This window comes from Pantoea sp. SGAir0184 (genome assembly GCF_043544755.1).
On sequence record NZ_CP028051.1, the window covers coordinates 509,614 to 527,585 of the forward strand.

General features: G+C 61.1%; 18 protein-coding genes. 1 reads left to right on the forward strand and 17 read right to left on the reverse strand.

Features of this window, described 5'->3' with window-relative positions:
* Positions 1-83 precede the first annotated feature (83 nt).
* The 10 genes from C1N60_RS22500 to C1N60_RS22545 are packed head-to-tail and all read right to left on the reverse strand — an operon-like array spanning position 84 to position 10,150.
* Positions 84-383 (reverse strand): YicS family protein, encoded by a 300-nt coding sequence (locus C1N60_RS22500; protein WP_021509036.1) that lies wholly within the window; start codon positions 381-383, stop codon positions 84-86.
* A complete protein-coding gene (locus C1N60_RS22505; RefSeq protein WP_394521840.1) occupies positions 380-1,402 on the reverse strand; it encodes an HAD family hydrolase in 1,023 nt (340 codons plus the stop codon). Before C1N60_RS22505 ends, C1N60_RS22500 begins: the two co-directional genes overlap by 4 nt.
* The gene (locus C1N60_RS22510) at positions 1,399-2,415 is read right to left on the reverse strand and encodes an oxygen tolerance domain protein (RefSeq protein ID WP_278426961.1); all 1,017 of its coding nucleotides are present in this window, start codon (positions 2,413-2,415) and stop codon (positions 1,399-1,401) included. The genes C1N60_RS22505 and C1N60_RS22510 overlap by 4 nt, the downstream gene beginning before the upstream one ends.
* Positions 2,412-3,914 (reverse strand): VWA domain-containing protein, encoded by a 1,503-nt coding sequence (locus C1N60_RS22515; protein WP_394521841.1) that lies wholly within the window; start codon positions 3,912-3,914, stop codon positions 2,412-2,414. The genes C1N60_RS22510 and C1N60_RS22515 overlap by 4 nt, the downstream gene beginning before the upstream one ends.
* Complete coding sequence (locus C1N60_RS22520) at positions 3,911-4,888, reverse strand: VWA domain-containing protein (protein ID WP_394521842.1); 978 nt, start codon at positions 4,886-4,888, stop codon at positions 3,911-3,913. The genes C1N60_RS22515 and C1N60_RS22520 overlap by 4 nt, the downstream gene beginning before the upstream one ends.
* Positions 4,881-5,318: a DUF4381 family protein gene (locus tag C1N60_RS22525; protein WP_166710415.1), complete on the reverse strand. Its 438-nt coding sequence runs from the start codon at positions 5,316-5,318 to the stop codon at positions 4,881-4,883. Before C1N60_RS22525 ends, C1N60_RS22520 begins: the two co-directional genes overlap by 8 nt.
* Entirely contained in the window at positions 5,299-6,228 is a 930-nt protein-coding gene (locus C1N60_RS22530; protein WP_021509042.1) for a DUF58 domain-containing protein, read from the reverse strand. Before C1N60_RS22530 ends, C1N60_RS22525 begins: the two co-directional genes overlap by 20 nt.
* Positions 6,225-7,226 carry an AAA family ATPase gene (locus C1N60_RS22535; protein WP_059012126.1) on the reverse strand — a complete coding sequence of 334 codons (1,002 nt, stop codon included), beginning with the start codon at positions 7,224-7,226 and terminating at the stop codon, positions 6,225-6,227. Before C1N60_RS22535 ends, C1N60_RS22530 begins: the two co-directional genes overlap by 4 nt.
* Complete coding sequence (locus C1N60_RS22540; protein WP_166710413.1) at positions 7,223-8,518, reverse strand: anaerobic sulfatase maturase; 1,296 nt, start codon at positions 8,516-8,518, stop codon at positions 7,223-7,225. The genes C1N60_RS22535 and C1N60_RS22540 overlap by 4 nt, the downstream gene beginning before the upstream one ends.
* A gap of 48 nt (positions 8,519-8,566) precedes the next feature.
* Positions 8,567-10,150 carry an arylsulfatase gene (locus tag C1N60_RS22545; RefSeq protein ID WP_127834936.1) on the reverse strand — a complete coding sequence of 528 codons (1,584 nt, stop codon included), beginning with the start codon at positions 10,148-10,150 and terminating at the stop codon, positions 8,567-8,569.
* 621 nt (positions 10,151-10,771) lie between these two features.
* Here C1N60_RS22545 and C1N60_RS22550 point away from each other — a divergent pair.
* A complete protein-coding gene (locus C1N60_RS22550) occupies positions 10,772-11,038 on the forward strand; it encodes a YdgH/BhsA/McbA-like domain containing protein (RefSeq protein WP_394521843.1) in 267 nt (88 codons plus the stop codon).
* A gap of 154 nt (positions 11,039-11,192) precedes the next feature.
* On the opposite strand, the gene C1N60_RS22555 is transcribed toward C1N60_RS22550, so the two are convergent.
* From C1N60_RS22555 to C1N60_RS22585, 7 genes are read right to left on the reverse strand one after another with little or no spacing between them, the layout of a single operon-like run.
* Complete coding sequence (locus tag C1N60_RS22555) at positions 11,193-12,041, reverse strand: VOC family protein (RefSeq protein ID WP_058770241.1); 849 nt, start codon at positions 12,039-12,041, stop codon at positions 11,193-11,195.
* Positions 12,042-12,064: 23 nt separating this feature from the next.
* Positions 12,065-12,442: a peptidase dimerization domain-containing protein gene (locus C1N60_RS22560; RefSeq protein WP_058770240.1), complete on the reverse strand. Its 378-nt coding sequence runs from the start codon at positions 12,440-12,442 to the stop codon at positions 12,065-12,067.
* 2 nt (positions 12,443-12,444) lie between these two features.
* Positions 12,445-13,548, reverse strand: a complete 1,104-nt coding sequence (locus C1N60_RS22565; RefSeq protein WP_262264025.1) for an alkylhydroperoxidase domain protein — start codon at positions 13,546-13,548, stop codon at positions 12,445-12,447.
* Between the two features lie 12 nt (positions 13,549-13,560).
* A complete protein-coding gene (locus C1N60_RS22570) occupies positions 13,561-14,565 on the reverse strand; it encodes a putative FMN-dependent luciferase-like monooxygenase (RefSeq protein WP_394521844.1) in 1,005 nt (334 codons plus the stop codon).
* A complete protein-coding gene (locus tag C1N60_RS22575) occupies positions 14,562-16,172 on the reverse strand; it encodes a dipeptide ABC transporter ATP-binding protein (protein ID WP_394521845.1) in 1,611 nt (536 codons plus the stop codon). Before C1N60_RS22575 ends, C1N60_RS22570 begins: the two co-directional genes overlap by 4 nt.
* The gene (locus tag C1N60_RS22580) at positions 16,169-17,026 is read right to left on the reverse strand and encodes an ABC transporter permease (RefSeq protein WP_394521846.1); all 858 of its coding nucleotides are present in this window, start codon (positions 17,024-17,026) and stop codon (positions 16,169-16,171) included. Before C1N60_RS22580 ends, C1N60_RS22575 begins: the two co-directional genes overlap by 4 nt.
* On the reverse strand, positions 17,023-17,967 hold the full coding sequence (locus C1N60_RS22585; RefSeq protein ID WP_394522003.1) for an ABC transporter permease: 945 nt from the start codon (positions 17,965-17,967) through the stop codon (positions 17,023-17,025). The genes C1N60_RS22580 and C1N60_RS22585 overlap by 4 nt, the downstream gene beginning before the upstream one ends.
* Positions 17,968-17,972 lie beyond the last annotated feature (5 nt).

Below are 17,972 nucleotides of genomic sequence, written 5' to 3' on the forward strand. Positions count from 1 at the left end.
ATTACGCCTGAAACCGCAGCGCCACGCCGCTGGCCTGTTCCGCGCTGACCACGATGGCGTCTGGCATTTCCTGCCAGCGACGATCAGCTAAAATCCGGGCAGGTTATCTGCGACATCAGCTGCTGATAATGCTGATGCTTGCCCATCTTCAGCGCATCAGCCGCCTGCAACAGCGCGTTGTGATTGCTCTTATCCGCCAGAAAGGTCTGCTTGATTTTTTCGTCGGCGATGGAGACCGGCACGCGGCAGTGAGTGCGCAGATCGTTGATCATGGTCTGCTGCCGCAGCGCCAGCGCCAGATTCTCATACGGCGATACCGCCAGCGCAGACGTGGCACTCAGGGTGAGCAGGGCGATCATGGCAGTGAAAGGTAATGTTTTCATTTTGCTTCTCCTTGATGAACGGGAACGGCGGCCGGGCACTGGGCGGGGTCGAACACCGTACCCCAGTCCTGTTTCATATCGACAACGGTCCAGCCATAGTGCGCGGCCAGCCTGAGACCGTTAACCAGTTTGCCGCTGGCCGGCGGATGCGCATCGTAGGCGTATTCCCGCTGTGCATCGGTGTGATGCACCAGCAGCCCGAAGGTGCTGGCGGCAGGGTTGCCCGAGGTGTATTGCAGCATCGGCACATCGCCGTCGCTGTTGCCGAACGCTGCTACCGGCCGATGACTCATGAACAGATGGATGGCCACCGGTTTGGCCGCTTCATCATCATAAAATGCACCATTCATGGTTTTCCGCAACTGCGTGCCGTTGTCGCTGAGTGAAAATTCCGCAAGGGAAAACGAGCCAACCACTTGCTCAGGTGGAATGCCGTACATCTGTTCCGCCAGCACGCGCATAAAATCGATGCCGCCGCCGGAGATAATCCATGTGCGGAAACCGTGAGCGCGCAGATAATCCAGCAGCTGGCGCATCGGCAGATAGCCCATGCGATCGTAGCGGCAGCCAAAACGCGTATCCCGCTGCGTCGCCACCCAGTTCTGCACGCGTTGTGCAAACTCATCGGTGGTGATACCGCTGTGAGTCAGTGTCAGCAAATGCATCAGCCCCTTTTTCCCGCTGGCGGCAATAGCGGCGGTGTTGTTGCTGAGCACCGCCTGCACCAGCGCATCCTGCTGCCACTGCGAATGCTGCGGTGCCAGCCGTTTCACTTCATCGAGCGCAAACTGCAGCTGAAAGGTGAGCGGTGCTTCCGGCCATAGCGTGCCGTCATTATCGAACACCACGTAGCGCTGGCTAAGAGGAATAAAGTCAGCGCTGCCGGCGCGGGTGGTGTCATCCACCCACTGTGTAATGGCATGCTTTGCCGCACCGTCACGCCAGGCGGAGAGATCGTCAGCCTGACTGACGCTAGCGAGGCACAGCGTGAGGCCCGCCAGTATAGAAACAGTTTTCATCGGCGACTCCTGTGATGTGGAACGAGATCGGGCAGCGCATGAATACGCCACAGGCGGCTCCACGTATGGCCGGCAAACATCAGCGCCTGACGCAGTAAACGGCGGCCAGCCCACAGCACCGCGACGAGGAGAACCACGGTTGCGGCGAGCAGCAGCCACTGCCACCAGGGGCGTTCAGGCCCGGCACGCAGCACCTGTTCGCTGCCGGCCGTGCGCGCAGGCAGAATGTCATAGTGATGGGCGGGCAGCGTGGCGAGCTGCCATGTCTGTTGGCGGGTATCCCACCAGCGCAGCTGCACCGGCGGCAGCGTCAGGCTGCCGGCGCTGTCCGGCAGATAGCGCAGCCGCTCGCGTCGCTGGCTGCCAGTGATTTCACCACGTCCGCTGGTCAGGGCGCTGACCTCGGGCGTCAGCAGCTGGGTACTGGCACCGGGCAAATCGATCAGCACCGGTGGAATCTGTCCGGCGACCACACCACTGGCCTGCAGCGTAATCTGACGTTCCACCACGTCGCCTGCGTGCAGCGCGTCGCCCTGCGCGGCACGATACAGTGTCACTTTTTCCTGCAGATGAAGCGTGGCGGCGGGCAGGAAGCGATCCGGCTGCTGCACACCCGGCGGCCAGCGCACATTTTTTTCCAGCGCTGGCAGCGTAACGGTCTGCGGCGGCTGGCCCGCGGATTGCAGTGTGATGCCCAGCGCCGGCAGCTGCAGTTTGCCCTGATCCCAGGCCATCAGCTGGCGCTCCATGCGGATGCCGCTCCAGCTGACACCGTCACGCTGACGCGATACCAGCTGATTGGGAATGGCCGCCGGCAACAGCGTGCCGTTGCTGACCAGGAAGTCAGGCCACTGTGGCGGCGGGTTAAACCAGCTATCGGTCCAGTAGGTTACCGCGACGCGCAGCGGCTGACCCGGCACCAAACGGTCATCGCCTACCAGCTCGCGCGTGATGTCCATCGCGGCGCGCGCGTGCCCGGTCAGCAGCAACAGGCAAATCAGCAGCGTTCTCATGGTGACTCCTGACGATAGAGATTTTCCAGCAGGCCACCGGGCGACAGGCTGAGATTGTCGTACCACTGACTGACCTGCGGTGCCGCGTGACCTGCAGGCTGCATGACCTGCTGCGCGACGCCTTGCTGTTTGTGCAGGTCTTTTTTGCTGCCGTCAGGATCGTAATCCTGCTCTTTTCCCTGTGCCGCCTGGCGATCGCGCTCCTGCTGACGAAGCTGCATCACAATGCGCGCGATGCTGGCGCGATTTTGCTGTGCCATTCGCCAGTCGGGACGCAGGCTTAGCGCCTGATCGTAATGCTGCAGCGCCTGCTGCCACTGTTTCTGCTGCGCCAGGCTGTTGCCCAGCCACAACAGCGATTCAGGCGTCACGGGTGCCTGACGAAAAGCGCCGCTGGCGGCGGAAAAATCACCGGCATAGTAGAGCGCAATGCCGCGGCGCAGCGGATCAACATAGTGCTGCGCCGCGCGCGCGTAATCCTGCCGTTGAAAGGCATGTTGCCCTTGCAGGTCGGGCGGGATAAACGCATCCAGCAGCGCGGCGGCCGCCGGCGGCGTTATCCCACTGAGCGGCAACACAATCAGCACGATTAGTATCTGACGACGCCACCACAGCAGCAGCAACAACATCGGCGCAATCAGCCAGTAGCCGCTGTTGTGCCACGGCAGATCCCCGCGACTGTTTTGCTGGGCGCTGAGGCTTTGCTGAATATGGTGCCTGATGGCAGGCAGATCGCTGTCATCGGGGGTGGCGAGCGTAACCGCCACGCCGTTGGCGCGTAGCTGCTGGAAGCGCGCCACGTTGAGGCGGGTATCAATAGCCTGACTGGCGAAAGCAGGCGGCAAGGGGCCGCCGGGCGCGGTGCCGGGCACCCACAGCTGCAGCGGCAGCGAGGTCTGGCTGAGCAACCGGGCATCATCCTGGCGCAACGTATCAGCCACCAGCACAATGCTGCGCGGCGTGTCCGGCAGGTTATCATCGGCCAGCCGGAGGGCGGCCGCCAGGCCATTGCCCTGACCGTCCGGCAGTAACGTTGGCTGCTGCGCCTGCAAGAACAGCGAGTAAAAGGCCGGATCGTTGGTCAGCGGCGTGGTCAGCCAGGCACCGCCGCGATACACCACCAGGCCAAAGTGGCTACCCGGCATCTGCTGCATCAGCTGAGCGATCTTATGCTGCATGCGCTGATGCCGGTCGGGCGGGAGATCCTGCGCCAGCATGCTGAGATCCTGTTGCAAAATCACCATCACGTTACTTTGCGGCGTAACGCCGCCCGGCAACGCCTTTTGCCATGACGGCCCTGCCAGCGCCAGCACGCCGAGCGCCAGCAGCCACGGTACGGGTGACAGCCGCTGCAGTCGCTTACCGGTAATCAGGGCGTGAAACGGCGCTGTCATAATGCGCTGCCAGGCGCTGCGCGGCGCGCGCAATAGCCACGCCAGTGCCAGACAAACCAGCAGCCCGGACAGCCACCACGGGTGCATAAAATGAAAGCCATTCATGCTGCGCGCTCCCGCAGGCGCGCCAGCAACAACGCCGCGGTTATCAGCGCCAGCGCCGCGCCGAGCGGCCAGGCAAACAGCGGGCGTGTAAACGACAGACCGAGCGTCGCCACCTGCGCCGGAGTTTGGGCGTCAATGGATTGCCAGACACGTTGCAGTGCGCTGCCTGAGGTAGCCGCCTGAAACGCGCTGCCGCCGGTGATGCGGGCAATATCCTGCATCAGCGCGCTATCGACTTTGTCCTCGCCGCTGGCGTTGAGATCGCCAAAGGCAATGGTATCAACCTGCACCTGATGCTCTGCTGCCAGCTGCGCAGCGAGGGCGGGCGGCAGCTGTGAAGCGGTATCGTTGCCGTCGGTAAGTAAAATCACCATGCGGCTGGCGTCCTGTTCCAGGCTGCTGTCCAGCAGTTTGACCGCTACCCCCAGCGCATCGCCGATGGCGGTTTGCTGGCCCACCATGCCGGGTGCCAGCTGGTTGATGCGCGCTAGCAGTGCCTGCTTATCGGCGCTGATCGGCGCAAACGGCCACGCCTGACTGGCAAAAATCACCAGCCCGATGCGATCGCGGGTTCGCTGGAGCACAAAATTGTGCACCGAGCGCTGCACCGCCTGCAGGCGAGTGGTGCCCGCGCCGGCGTCGTTTTTCGCCATCGAACCGGAAACATCCAGCACCAGCACCACATTGCGCATCGGCTTATGCTGTAGCTGCGGTGGCAACAGCAGCTCAGGGCGCGCCAGCGCGGCCAGTAACAGCAGCCACACCAGCCAGAACAGCAGCGTCTGAGGCCAGCGGCTGGCCGGAGGGGCATTCTCCAGACGCAACTCCCTCACCAGTTCCGGCAGGAACGGCACGCGCACCTCTTCGCTGACCGGCTGGCGTTGCGGTAGCAGAAAGCGCATCAGCAGCGGCAGCGGCAACAGGAGCCAGATCCACGGCCAGGCAAAATCGAAGCGGGTAAGCAGTTCAGACATCGGGCAGTGCCTCCAGCCAGCGCCGCAGCTGTCTGCGCAGGCGCTGCATTTCATCAGGCGACAGGCTATTGTCCGGCTGGCAGTAGCCGTCAAGCAGCCGCTGATAGGTCGCGGCATCCAGCGGTAGCTCCTGCAGTAACTGGCTGAGGCTCAGTTCACTGACCTGAGCACGCGGCTGGTGCACCAGCCGCACCCGCTTAATCAGCCGCAGCCAGCTATCAATGCTGTTGTCGTGACGTAAAACCTGACGCGCTTCACGCCGCCAGCGGTTGCGCAGCCAGCGCGCTGTGCGCCACAGCGCCAGCAGCACAAGCAGGGCCGCTAACGCGCCTGCCAGCCACCACCAGCCCGCAGGCAGCGGCAGCCAGGAGACCGCGGGCGGCAGGTCAGGCTGCAGCAGTGGCGGAACGCTAAAGCCTTTTTCCAGCATGCTCGTCTCCCTGCGTCAGCTGACGCAATAACGGTTCACTCACCACAATGTGCTGCACGCGGATGCCGAGCCGCAGCAGTCGCGTCTGCTGCTGTGCCAGCCGGGCGGTGACCCGCTCGCTAATCTGCTGACGCAACGCGGGCGAAAGCGGCAGCGTAACGTGCTGATGCTGGTAATGCGCGGCGAGATAGCCCTGATGCGGAAGCCGCAGATGCAGATCGTCGAGCAGCACAAAGGCGGTGATATCACACCGGCGCGCCAGCGCCGCCAGCAGCGCGTCACTCTGAGCGTCAAGATCGTGGAAATCGCTGATCAGTGCCAGCCAGCTTCCGGCAGGCACCTGAGCGCGGATACGTTGCAGCACCTGATGGAGTGGCAGACTGCTGGCGGGCTCCTGCGGATAGCGCGCCGGCAGCTGATTATTCATTTGATGCAGGTCGTTCAGGCACGGCGCCAGGGCGAGTTTCGGCGAGCGGCAGCGCTGCAATCTCAGGGAATCATCGCTGAACACGGCGGCCCCGAGACGATCGCCATCGTGCCAGCTACGCCACGCCAGCAGCGCTGCCAGATGGGCGGCGGCGACCGATTTGGTGTGCCCGCGTGTGGCGAAATACATATCCAGGCGCTGATCGACCAGCAGAAATACCGGCCGCTCGCGCTCTTCGTTATACAAGCGCACCCAGGGTGTGCGCAGACGCGCGGTGGCCTGCCAGTCGATCAGCCGCACATCATCGCCCGGCTGATAGCGGCGCAGGCTGTCAAAATTGAGTCCGCGTCCCTGCTGACGCGACACGCGCTCGCCGGCCATCGCGCCGGGTGGCAGCTGAGCCGGCGGATTGCGCAGCTGCTGCGCTGCACCCGCCAGCGCCAGCAGGCCGGGCAGGGTGACGGCCAGTGCGGTATCCGTCATGCGACCACCGCATCCAGCAGCATGCGCACCACGTCATCGGCGGTCACCTGGTCGGCGCTGGCCTGATAACTCAGCAGCAGACGATGCCGCAGCACGGCCGGGGCAATGCGCTGAATATCGTCCGGCAACACCGCATCACGCCCTTCGAGCCACGCCTGCGCGCGCCCGGCGCGGTCCAGTGCCAGCGTGCCGCGCGGGCTGATACCCAGCGCCACATAACTGGCAAAGGTGTCGCTGACCTGCTGCGGCTGGCGCGTCATTTCCACCAGCGAGACGATGTAATCTTCCACCGTGGGCGCGACGTAAATGTCGGAGATGGCCTGCCAGCAGCAACCCATATCCGCCTGGCTGATTTTCACCGGCGGCGGCGCAGCGGCGCTGACGGCAGAGGTGTCCTGTTCGCGATATTTTGCCTGCTGTTCGGCGCGCACCAGCTGCATCACGCGCTGTTCATTCTCTTTCGAGGGATAGTGCACCAGCACTTTCATCAGGAAGCGATCCAGCTGCGCTTCCGGCAGAGGCCAGGTGCCTTCCTGATCAACCGGGTTCTGCGTCGCCAGCACCATAAACACGCCGGGCAGCGGCCAGCTGTTGCCCGCCACCGTGACATGACGCTCCTCCATGGCTTCCAGCAACGCCGACTGCACGCGGGCCGAGGCGCGGTTGATCTCATCGGCCAGAATCAGGTTGCCGAACACCGGGCCTGGCCGGAAACGAAACTGCTCCTCTTCACGCGTGGCGTGTTGCTGATAAATTTCGCTGCCGGTGATATCCGAGGGCAGCAGATCCGGTGTGAACTGAATGCGGCTGAAGTCGCCTTCAATGTGGCGCGCCAGCTCACGCACCGCACGGGTTTTGGCCAGTCCGGGCAGTCCTTCCAGCAGAACGTGGCCGTCGCACAGCAGCGCGATAATCAGCATGCGCACCAGCTCTGGCTGACCCAGCACCTGCTGGTTCATGCTCGCTTCCAGGTCGAGAAACCGTTGCCGCAGGGTCATTGCGTCACTCCCTGTTTTTCCCGCTCAAGCAGCGTGGCGATACCTACCAGGATCGGCTGAGCATAGGAAAAAAACGCTTTGATGCCGGGACAGAGATAGTTAAGGCCGGGTTCACCCTCTGCGCTGCGCACGATGCGGTTTTTCGGGCATTCGCCCCAGCATAATTTGAGGTAAGGACAGCGTTTGCAGACGGCGGGCAGGGTGTCGCGTTTCCCGAGGCCAAACGCTTTTTGCCGTTCGGAAAACGCCAGGTGCGCCAGTTTAGTGTTGGCAATATTGCCCAGCTGATACTCCGGATAGACGTAGTGATCGCAGGCATAGATATCACCGTTTTTTTCAATGGCGAGGCCCTTGCCGCAGAACTCTGAGGTCACGCAGATCTGGCCCGGCAGGCCCAGGGTTTGCGCCACCGCCGTTTCAAACAGGTTAACCTGTACGCGCCCTAGATCGTTGTTGACCCACTCCTCAAACACGGCGATGAGAAAGCGTCCCCAGTCATCGGGATCGACCGACCAGTCGGTCACCACCGAGTCGAGATCGCCTGGCCGCGCGCGGCGGGAACCGCTCACCGGGATGCTGTCATCGCGCCAGAACTGCGGCGCGGTTTGGGTAAAATCGACTGGCTCAACGCAGGGATTGAATTGCAGATAGGTCGCGCCCAGTTCGCGCGTGAGAAAGCGGTACACCTGCAGCGGAAAGCGTGCATTGGTCCGGTTGACCGTGACCAGCGCGTTGAACGGCACGCCGTGGCGTTGCAGCGCCGCCACACCCGCCATCACTTTGTCGAAAGTCGGTTTACCGCTGCGTGTTACGCGATAGCGATCGTGCAACTCGCGCGGGCCATCAATCGACAGCCCGACCAGAAAGTGATGCTGCTTCAGAAAGCGCGCCCAGCTATCGTTCAGCAGGATGCCATTGGTTTGCAGATCATTCTCGATGCGTTGTCCTGGCTTCTGATACTTTTGCTGCAGCGCCACCACCTTTTCGAACCACGGCAACCCCATCAGCGTCGGTTCACCGCCTTGCCAGGAGAACACCACCTGATCGCCATCCTGACTATCAATGTACTGGCGAATATAGTTTTCCAGCACCTCATCAGACATGCCGCTGTGATGATCCTGCTGCAGCAGTTGCTCTTTATGCAGGTAAAAACAGTAGTTGCAGTCGATATTGCAGCGCGAGCCGGTGGGCTTGGCCATCACGTGAAAGCGGCGTTTATACGCCGGGCCGATGCCGTTGTATTTTTCCGCCGAGGGCAACGGGCGAACCGGCAGTGTGGTGCTGTATTTCATCAATGCCTCCGAATACCGGGCACGGCGTGCCCGGCTGTGAGTCTTAACTCAGTTAGTGGCCGGGCTGCCTTCGTCAATCAGTTTCTGCACATCCGAAACGGTGAAGGAACCGGGTTTCTGACGAGGCGGGAACTCTTTAAAGCTTTGCAGCATTTCTGCGGCATATTTCTGCGCGCCACCCAGCAGGAACAGACGGTCATAGAACCAGTGGTTGTAATCCATACCGCTGTCACCGCGCTCCAGCGGGTCGATCTCCAGGTCGAAGATCAGTGGCGTGCGCAGTTTAACGAACGGATATTTCCACAGGTCGAGGCCGGTGTGTTCCTGAATCATGAAATGGGCTTTCCAGCGACCGTAGCGCATCGCTAACAGATCGCCGTCATCGCTCCAGTAGAAGAACTCATTACGCTGATCGGGCCCTTTGCCCTGCAGGAAATCCAGCTGGTTGTAACCGTCCAGATGCACTTTGTAGGTCATGGCGCTGGTCTTATAGCCTTTCAGCAGCTGCTGTTTGATATCCGGCACGCCCGCTGCGGCAACCAGCGTCGGGAACCAGTCATTGCTGCCGAAAATATCGTTGATCATCGTGCCAGGCTTAATGTGTCCCGGCCATTTGATCATCGCTGGGACGCGGAACCCGCCCTCCCAGCCGGTATTTTTCTCGCCGCGGAATGGCGTCATGCCGGAATCAGGCCAGGTGGCGATCATCGGACCGTTGTCGGTGGTGTAAATCACGATGGTGTTATCTTCGATACCCAGATCTTTGATTTTCTTCAGCACCTCGCCGATCATTTTATCGTGCTCAACCATGCCGTCTGCGTAGTCGCCGAGGCCGGTCACGCCCTGATCCTGCGGTTTAATGTGCGTTTTGTTGTGCATGCGCGTGGTGTTGAACCAGGTAAAAAACGGTTTGCCCGCTTTGACCTGACGCTCCATGAAATCGTTGTTGGCGGCGAGGAACTCTTCATCCACCGTGCCCATACGTTTCACGTTTAGGGGCCCGGTATCTTCAACCTTGCCATCCGCGCTGGCTTTAATGACGCCGCGCGGACCGAACTGTTTACGGTACTCAGGATCCTTCGGATAGTCCGGGTTCTCCGGTTCTTCTTCGGCGTTCAGGTGATACAGATTGCCAAAGAACTCATCGAAGCCGTGTGCGGTAGGCAGGAATTCATTGCGATCGCCCAGATGGTTTTTACCAAACTGACCGGTGGCATAGCCGAGCTGTTTCAGGATCGAGGCAATGGTCGGATCTTCTTTCTGCAGACCCTGCGGTGCACCTGGCATACCGACTTTACTCATGCCGGTGCGGAACGGCATCTGCCCGGTGATAAACGACGAGCGTCCGGCGGTGGAGCTTTGCTCCGCGTAATACGAGGTGAATTTGGCGCCCTCGGCGGCAATACTGTCGATGTTGGGCGTTTTGTATCCCATGGTGCCCTGGTTATAGGAACTGATGTTCCAGTAGCCAATGTCATCGCCAAAAATCACCACGATGTTAGGCTTGCCCGAATTTTGCTCGGGCGCGGTAGAGGGCGTCGGGGATTGAGGAGCCGCATGGGCGCTCCAGGAACAGCAGGCCACAGATAGCATGGACGCTAATAGTGACTTGCTAAAAGGTAATCTGGACATTTCTGCACTCCGATAATTGTATTCCGACCAGGTCAGAATTTTTCCGACCGAATAAGTGCTGCGCAGACGGTTATTTCCTCCTTACCCTGAAAGGACGGCAGATGAATAAACGCATCTTTTTGATGGCTATTTCCCGGTGCGGAATGGCGGTGCTCAGTCAGTCTGATTATCTGTGATTTTAAATAGTTTTTATTAAAGCGTGGCCCGCTGCACGCAGGCTGCGTGCAGGCGAAAAATATGCGGTGTGCGAGAGGATATAAGTAACCAAGGTATAAAAATGCAAAAAATGAGCAGGCTGTGTATCTGGTTATGTAGCAACCATAGCGGCTCATAACTGGAATGCCAAGTGCTATTTTAAAAATGTGAGCAGCAGAGTGATTTTTTTCTGCCGTATCGCACTGCTCCGCATTTCGGCTAAGGTATTTCTTAATTTTAATAAGCTCAAAATAACTTAATGCATTGTAATATATGAATTATTTTCCCGCGAACTGAAAGTGCCTGGTTATTTTTTACGAGGCGGGTCATATTTTTTAGCGTTCAGGTTTGCGTTATTTTTATGGCTCACCTAAGCCTTAAAAGGCCATCCGGAACGGGATGGAATCAATTAATCTGGGGTGATTTATGAAAAAAATTACGGTAGCAATAACGTCATTGCTGGTGGCGTCAACTTTCTCTTTATCGGCTCTGGCAGCGCAGGAGATTACTAAAGAAGAGGCTAAGCAGTATCAGGAAGTTGGTAAGGTTAGTACCAATAATGAATACAGTTCACCGGCAGAGGCCATGGCTGAAATCTCGAAAAAGGCCGATGAGATGGGGGGTAAATATTTTGTGATCACCTCCGGCAAAGAAGGTAAGAAAATACAGGGTACGGCAACAGTGTATAAATAATAAATTATACGCTGCAAATCAGGCGTCATAGTCATTGCAACAGGCCGTTTTAATAACGGCCTGTTGTCGTGTTTCTATTTCTACAGTAAGCGATGAGATTAAGATCTGGTTCGCTTGCCTGGTCCTCAGCAGGCAATCTACTCCGGCAATGCTTTCATAGCTGAAACCTTAGCGCCACGCCGCTGGCCTGTTCCGCGCTGACCACGATGGCGTCTGGCTCTTCGCGGAAAGGCACATCGCCCAGCAGCAGGCTGGCTTTCACCCTGCGTAAGTCGCTGCTGCGCAGCGTCAGCGCGGCCATACGCGCACTGCCGTCATAATCGGGCGGCAGGCCGGTAAAGCGCTGCGTCACATAGTGCGCAGCGGCAAAGCGCACGGTGGCCACGCCCGCTTTCAGCACAAACGCGCCCTGCTGGCAGGCGGTGAGCTTATCGGCACCAAATAAACGACTGTAGGGCAGCGCGGCGGCTGCCGGATCCTGCGCCACCACCACAAACTCAATAATGTCGGTCACCGCGTTGGGATGTTGCTGCCACACTGGCTGCCAGACCGCCTGCGGTGTCTCATGCTGGCAGAAAAAACTGCGTCCGTTTGGCACCAGTGCGGGGCGCAGGCGAACGGTGCGAAAACGCGCCTGCTGTGCGCTGCCATCCGGCAACTGCACCGGTCGGTAAAAACTGGCGGCGGGATCGCCATCAATATCCTGACTTTCCAGATAGCGCCACACTGCATCGGCATCGCCGGTTTTCCATACCAGACCGCTCAGGCCCGTCGGTGCCTGCCAGATATCCTGACGCCGGTGCGCACGCCCGGCTTCATAGCCCAGCAGTTCCAGATAATTATCACCAAATACCGCCAGATGATTACTGGAGCCCAGCGAATGATGGCCGCGTGGCGTGAGCTGGAAACCGAGCCGGCGATACAGCGCGCTGGCGTCATCCAGCCGATCGGCAACATTGATCACTGCATGATCGAGCTGTGGAACGGGTACCGGTATCGCCATTATCTGCCTCCTGGTTCGCATCATTACGATGACCGCGGTGTCGCGCTGCGTTCGGCTTCGCGTTGCGGTTGCCAGGCGAGCTGCGCTTCGGCGCCGAACGCCCGGGCAATATGGCTGACCAGCGTCGCGGCCTGCGCCGATGATCGCTGGCGCGCACTGGCATCCTCGCTGTGCAGCACGCCTTCCACGACGACCTCTGGCGGCAGCACGTTCCAGCTGTTGCCACCCTGAAAGCGGGTGACATCCAGGCCGGCGGCCGCCAGCGCGCTGACGATGTGGCTGCCGGTAACGATACTGTCGATGCCCTCATGCGGACGTGCAGCGTGAGCGCCTTTGCCGTGAATGGTGATATAAAAATGGTCAGTAAACGCTGCCGGTGTGGCAGATAACGTGTGTGTCATGGTCATCCCTGCGGCTGTTCAGGTAAGAAAGGTTCGCCCAGCGTTAGCATCAGGCGGTTGGCCCAGGCAAAAAATGCGGCGGACTGGATCAGGTCCAGCAGCTGCAGCGTATCCAGTCCTTGCTCGCGCAGCGCCTGCAGCTGGGTCTGGCTGCTGGCGACCGGGGTTAGCGATAAGGTGGCGACAAAATCGATAATCGCCGCCCAGCGCACGGACTGGCCGTGTGCCAGCTCGGCACCCGGCGCGACATTCAGGAGTTTCTGCACCGCAGTCTCATCTTTTGACAGCTGACTGGCTTTGCGGGCATGCACGGACGCGCAGTAAATGCAGCCGTTGACTTTACTCACTACCGTAGCCGCCAGTTCACGCTCGGCGCGAGGCAAACCGCCCGGCGTATAAAAGATGCCTTTATCCGTCAGCGTGCGTTGTTCCAGCAGCGGCAGATTGCGCGCCAGCAGACGGAAATAGTCGGACTCGCTATGACCGTTTTTTGCCAGCGTCGCCTGTTCTTCCGCTGTAAACTCGCTGAGCGGTTTGGCTGCCAGCCACGGCTCCCAGCCCAGCTCCTGCTGGGTAAATGCGGTGAGCGCAGTCTGACCGCTGGCCGTGAGCGGGGCGCTATGCCATTTGCCGGCCACCGCATGCGGCTGCGCGCGCGATGCTTCACCGCTCAGCAGGCGCAGGCCGGTCAGCAGGCGACTCTGAAAGCTGACAAATCCCACCAGCTGCGCCAGCGTGACGATGCCGCGTGGCGTCCAGCCGGCATGGCGCAGCGTGGTCAGTTGTTGCGGTGTGGCGTCGACCGGATGCAGGCTCAGCAGTTCAGCAAAGGCGCGACCGGCGGCAAAGCGCGTATCTGTCGGGGTTTCGCTGGATTGCTGCTGATAGTGTGCCTGCAATGATGTGACGCCGTGCCAGCCCGCGACCTGCCCGGCGAGCGCGTAACGCTGCGCCAGCGGGAAATCGTCGTCATCCTGGCCAAACAGCACCTCATAGCTGCCCTGTGCGTGTCGGGTCGCGGCCTGACGCACGCTGCGCGCCTCTGCCAGTTGCGCCGCCGGGTCGATATCGGCCAGCGCCGCCAGTAAATCTGTAGCCTGAGACATGGTTTTCTCCTGTTAAGCGGTCCCCAGCGCACGCAGCGTGGGGGCAATATGTTCAGCAATTAACGCCACCGAACGCAGCGTATCGGCGTGCGGCGGATCGATAGAGTGCACCTGGAAGGTGATGTCGGTGGCGCGCGTCAGCGTGCTGTCGGCCAGCAGCGAAGCCAGCACCGCGTCCGCATCGCCGATATGTGCATCGAGCTGGCGCGCGTGGCTCTCCAGAGTGCTGCCGGTGATGTCGTGGCCCGCCTTGCGAAACTGCTCTGCCTGGCGTTGCAGACCGGGCGCGGCAAGGCGGCGCGCGTAGTCGTTCGAGTCGGCAACAAACGCGGTGCGTGAAGCCAGGATGCGGGGCGCCACGCCCGACGGCAGCGCCGCGAGATAAGCATCGATCATCGGGTTTTGCAGCTGCTGCAGCGACAGGTCCGGCTGACCCGCCGGCCGCGGCTGGGTGCGCGATAACATCAGCCCGTGACCGGCCTGGCCGGTACGCGTCGCGCCTGCAACGGAAAAGGTGGCGATCCACACGCGCTGCGCCAGCGTGGGCGCCGGCGGATAGAGATGATTGTCCGGATGGGCCAGCGTGTCGCCGCGCCACGCGCTGAGCAGCGTATGCAACTGGTCGGCAAACACGCCGGCGCGCTGTTCGCTGGTCAGGCCAAACGGCAAAAATGAGGTTGGCGTGCCGCCGGAGCCGAGCCCAATTTCCAGGCGTCCGTCGCTCAGCAGATCCAGCACCGCCGCGTCTTCGGCCACGCGCAGGGCATTTTCCAGCGGCAGGGTGATGATGCCGGTGCCGAGGCGGATATGACGGGTGTGCGCGGCCACGTGGGCAAGAAACACCAGCGGCGAGGGCAGCCCGCCTTCCTTTTCATGAAAGTGGTGCTGCGCGATCCAGGCACTGTCAAATCCGCAGCGTTCAGCGTGCTGAATTTGTTCCGTCGCCAGCCGGTAGCGCTGTTGCGCCGTGGTGTCGTCGAGCAGGCGGGTAAAAAAACCGATGCGTTTGCGCGTCATGCAGACTCCTTAATCAGCGGACGGAAAACCGGAATGGCGTCAATCAACGCGCGGGTGTAGGGATGCTGCGGCGCATTGAACAGTGTGACGGTGTCACCTTGTTCAACCACTTCGCCGGCGCGCAGCACGGTAACGCTGTGTGCCAGTCGTCGTACGGTGGCCAAATCGTGGGTGATAAACAGATAGGTGAGGCCCAGCTCGCGCTGCAACTGTTGCAGCAGCTGCAGAATCTGCGCCTGCACCGTGACGTCCAGTGCTGACGTTGCCTCATCCAGCACCAGGATCGCCGGTTGCGGGATCAACGCCCGTGCGATGGCGACGCGCTGACGCTGGCCGCCGGACAGCTCGCGCGGCTTGCGCGTCAGCAGATCCAGCGGCAGTGCCACGCGCTGCGCCACCTCGTGCACCCGCTGCTGGCGCGCGGCGGCGCTGAGCGAGTCAAAGTTGCGCAGCGGTTCTTCAATGATGTTAAACAGCGTCTGGCGCGGATCGAGCGAGGCGAACGGATTCTGGTAAACAAACTGGATTTTGCGCCGCAGCTGACGCAGCGCTTCGCCGCGCAGGCTGCTGGCATCAATGCCGTCGATCACCACTTTGCCGCGATCGGCGCGTTCAAAGCCAAGCAGAATGCGCGCCAGCGTGGTTTTGCCGGAGCCGGATTCACCCACCAGCGCGTGCGTCGTACCGCGTGGCACCGTCAGGCTGACCGCTTTCGCCACCGTCAGCGTCTGCTGCCTGCCAAGCGCAAACTGTTTATCGATGGCGTTGAGCTCAATCGCCGGCGTGGAAAAACGGGCTGCGGACGGATAAGGCAGAGCGGCAGCATCGGGCACCGCGTCCTGTAACAGCTGGCGGGTGTAAGGATGCTGTGGCGCGCTGACCAGCGTCGCTGCGCTTCCCTGTTCCTGGATCTCGCCGTGACGAAACACCAGCAGACGGTCCGCGCGTTCCGCGGCCAGCGCCAGGTCGTGGGTGACAAACAGCACGGCGGTGGCGAACTCACGGCGCAACTGGTCAAGCAGATCGAGAATGCGCTTTTGCACCGTGACATCGAGCGCGCTGGTCGGCTCATCGGCGATGATCAACTGTGGTTGCAGGGCGAGGGCGATGGCAATCAGCACGCGCTGCTTCATCCCGCCAGAGAGCTGATGCGGATATTGATGCAGGCGCTGCTCCGGATGGCTCAGTCCAACTTTTTGCAGCAGCTCCAGCACGCGCTGCTGGCGCGCGGTCCGGCTAAGCTTCTGATGCAGCTGCAGGATCTCGCCAACCTGATCGCCAATGGTCTTCACCGGATTAAGCGAATTACCGGGATCCTGCGGCACCAGGCTGATATGCACGCCGCGCACGCTGTCCATGCGCCGGGATGACCAGCCAGCGATATCGGTGCCGTTCAGCAAAATTTTACCGCTATCGCGCCGGGCATTGTCCGCCAGCAGACCGATAATCGCCTGGGCCGTGGTGGTTTTGCCTGAGCCGGATTCACCGACCAGCGCCACCATTTCGCCCGGCTGCAGGGTAAAGCTCACGTTATGCACCACTTCACGCCACACGCCGCGCTGGCGATAGCTGAGGCTGAGGTTTTCCACGCTTAATAGCGCTGTCATGCGTCACCTCCTGCCAGCTGACGGCTGACGCGATTCGCCGCCAGCACCACGGCGACCACCACCACGCCGGGAAAGGTAGTCAGCCACCACGCGGTAGCCAGATAGTTGCGGCCTTCGGCGATCAGCAAACCCCATTCGGGGGTCGGTGGCGGCGTGCCATAGCCGAGAAAGCTGAGGGTTGAGAGCGCCAGAATGGCCTGACCGAACTGCAGTGCGGCGAAGGCAATCACCGCGGTCAGCGAGTTCGGGACAATGTGGCGCCACAGTACCTGCCAGAAACGGCCGCCACTGCCGAAAGCCGCTTCCACATATTCACTGCGGCGTACCCGCACCACTTCGCCGCGCGCCAGCCGGGCAAAACTGGCAATCGAAGCGATGCCCACCGCCAGCGCAGCGTGCACGGTGCCAAAACCCAGCAGGATCAGCAGGCTTAATGACAGCAGCAGCGCCGGGATTGAAAGCAGCACATCAACCAGTCGCATCAGCGCCTGTTCAGTGCGGCCGCCCACGGCCCCGGCCAGGACGCCCAGCGCGGTTCCGCCAGTGAGCCCCATCGCCACCGCTGCGACCGCCGCAGAGAGCGACTGCGAGGCACCATAGACGATGCGCGCCAGCAGGTCGCGTCCGAGTTGATCGGTGCCGAGCCAGTGCATACTGTGCGGCGCTAAGCGCTGCGCGCCGGCAATGCCTTCGGTCGGGCTATAGTGGGTGAACAGTTGCGGTGCCACGGCCGCCACAAATGCCAGCGCCAGCACCGTCCATGCCAGCCACAAGCCGGGCTGCAGGCGACGGGCACGATCGCGCCGCAAGGCCGGCTGTCCCTGACGCGCGGTAGAGTAATCGACCAGACTCATGAATTTCCTCCGGCTACGGTTTGCAGACGTGGGTCGAACAGCGGCATCAGCAGATCGACCAGCAGGTTGATCAGCACAAACGCCAGTGCGGAGATCATCACCACCGCCTGTAACACCGCCACATCCTGATTGTTGACCGCCTGCTGGGTCAGCTGACCGATGCCGCTTAAGCCGAACACGGTTTCGGTAATAAGCGCGCCCGCGATCAATTCCCCCAGCAGCAAACCGGCCACATTGAGCACCGGCAGCAGCGCGTTGCGCATGATATGGCGCCACAGCACGTGTTGTGCGCTGGCACCTTTGGCGCGGGCCACGGCGACAAACGGCTGAGTAGCAACCTGATCGATGCTGCGCAGCAGAATCTGGGCCAGTGGGGCGGAGATGGGCACGGCGACGGTCAGCACCGGCAGAATCAGCCCCTGCAGGGGCGATGGGTTGATCACCGGGATCCAGCGCAGTTGAAAGGAGAACAGCTGAATCAGCGCGATGCCAAGCCAGAACGTCGGCAGCGAAATAAACAGTGCCGGCAGCGACTGCAATAGCGTACGCAGCAGGCGCAGCGCAGGCAGTCGCGCCAGCGCCGCCAGTGCGAAGGCCATCACGCAGGCAACGGCAAATCCGGCCAGCGCCAGCTGCAGCGTGGCGGGCAGATTGCTGCGCAGCAGATCGCTGACCGGCACACCTGCCTGCACCGAGTAGCCAAAGTCACCGCGCAGCATCGCCAGCAGCGTATGCAGATACTGCTGCCAGATCGGGCTATCGGCACCGTAGGCCTGCCGCATCTCTGCGATTTGCTGGGGGCTGAGACCCAGATCCGGATTCTGGAACTTGATCAGCACTGCATCGCCCGGCAGCACCTGCAGCAGCAGAAACGACAGGGTAAACGCCGCCCATAACACCAGCAGGCTTTGTCCCGCTCTATTCAGCAGTGCGTGTCGCATCATCA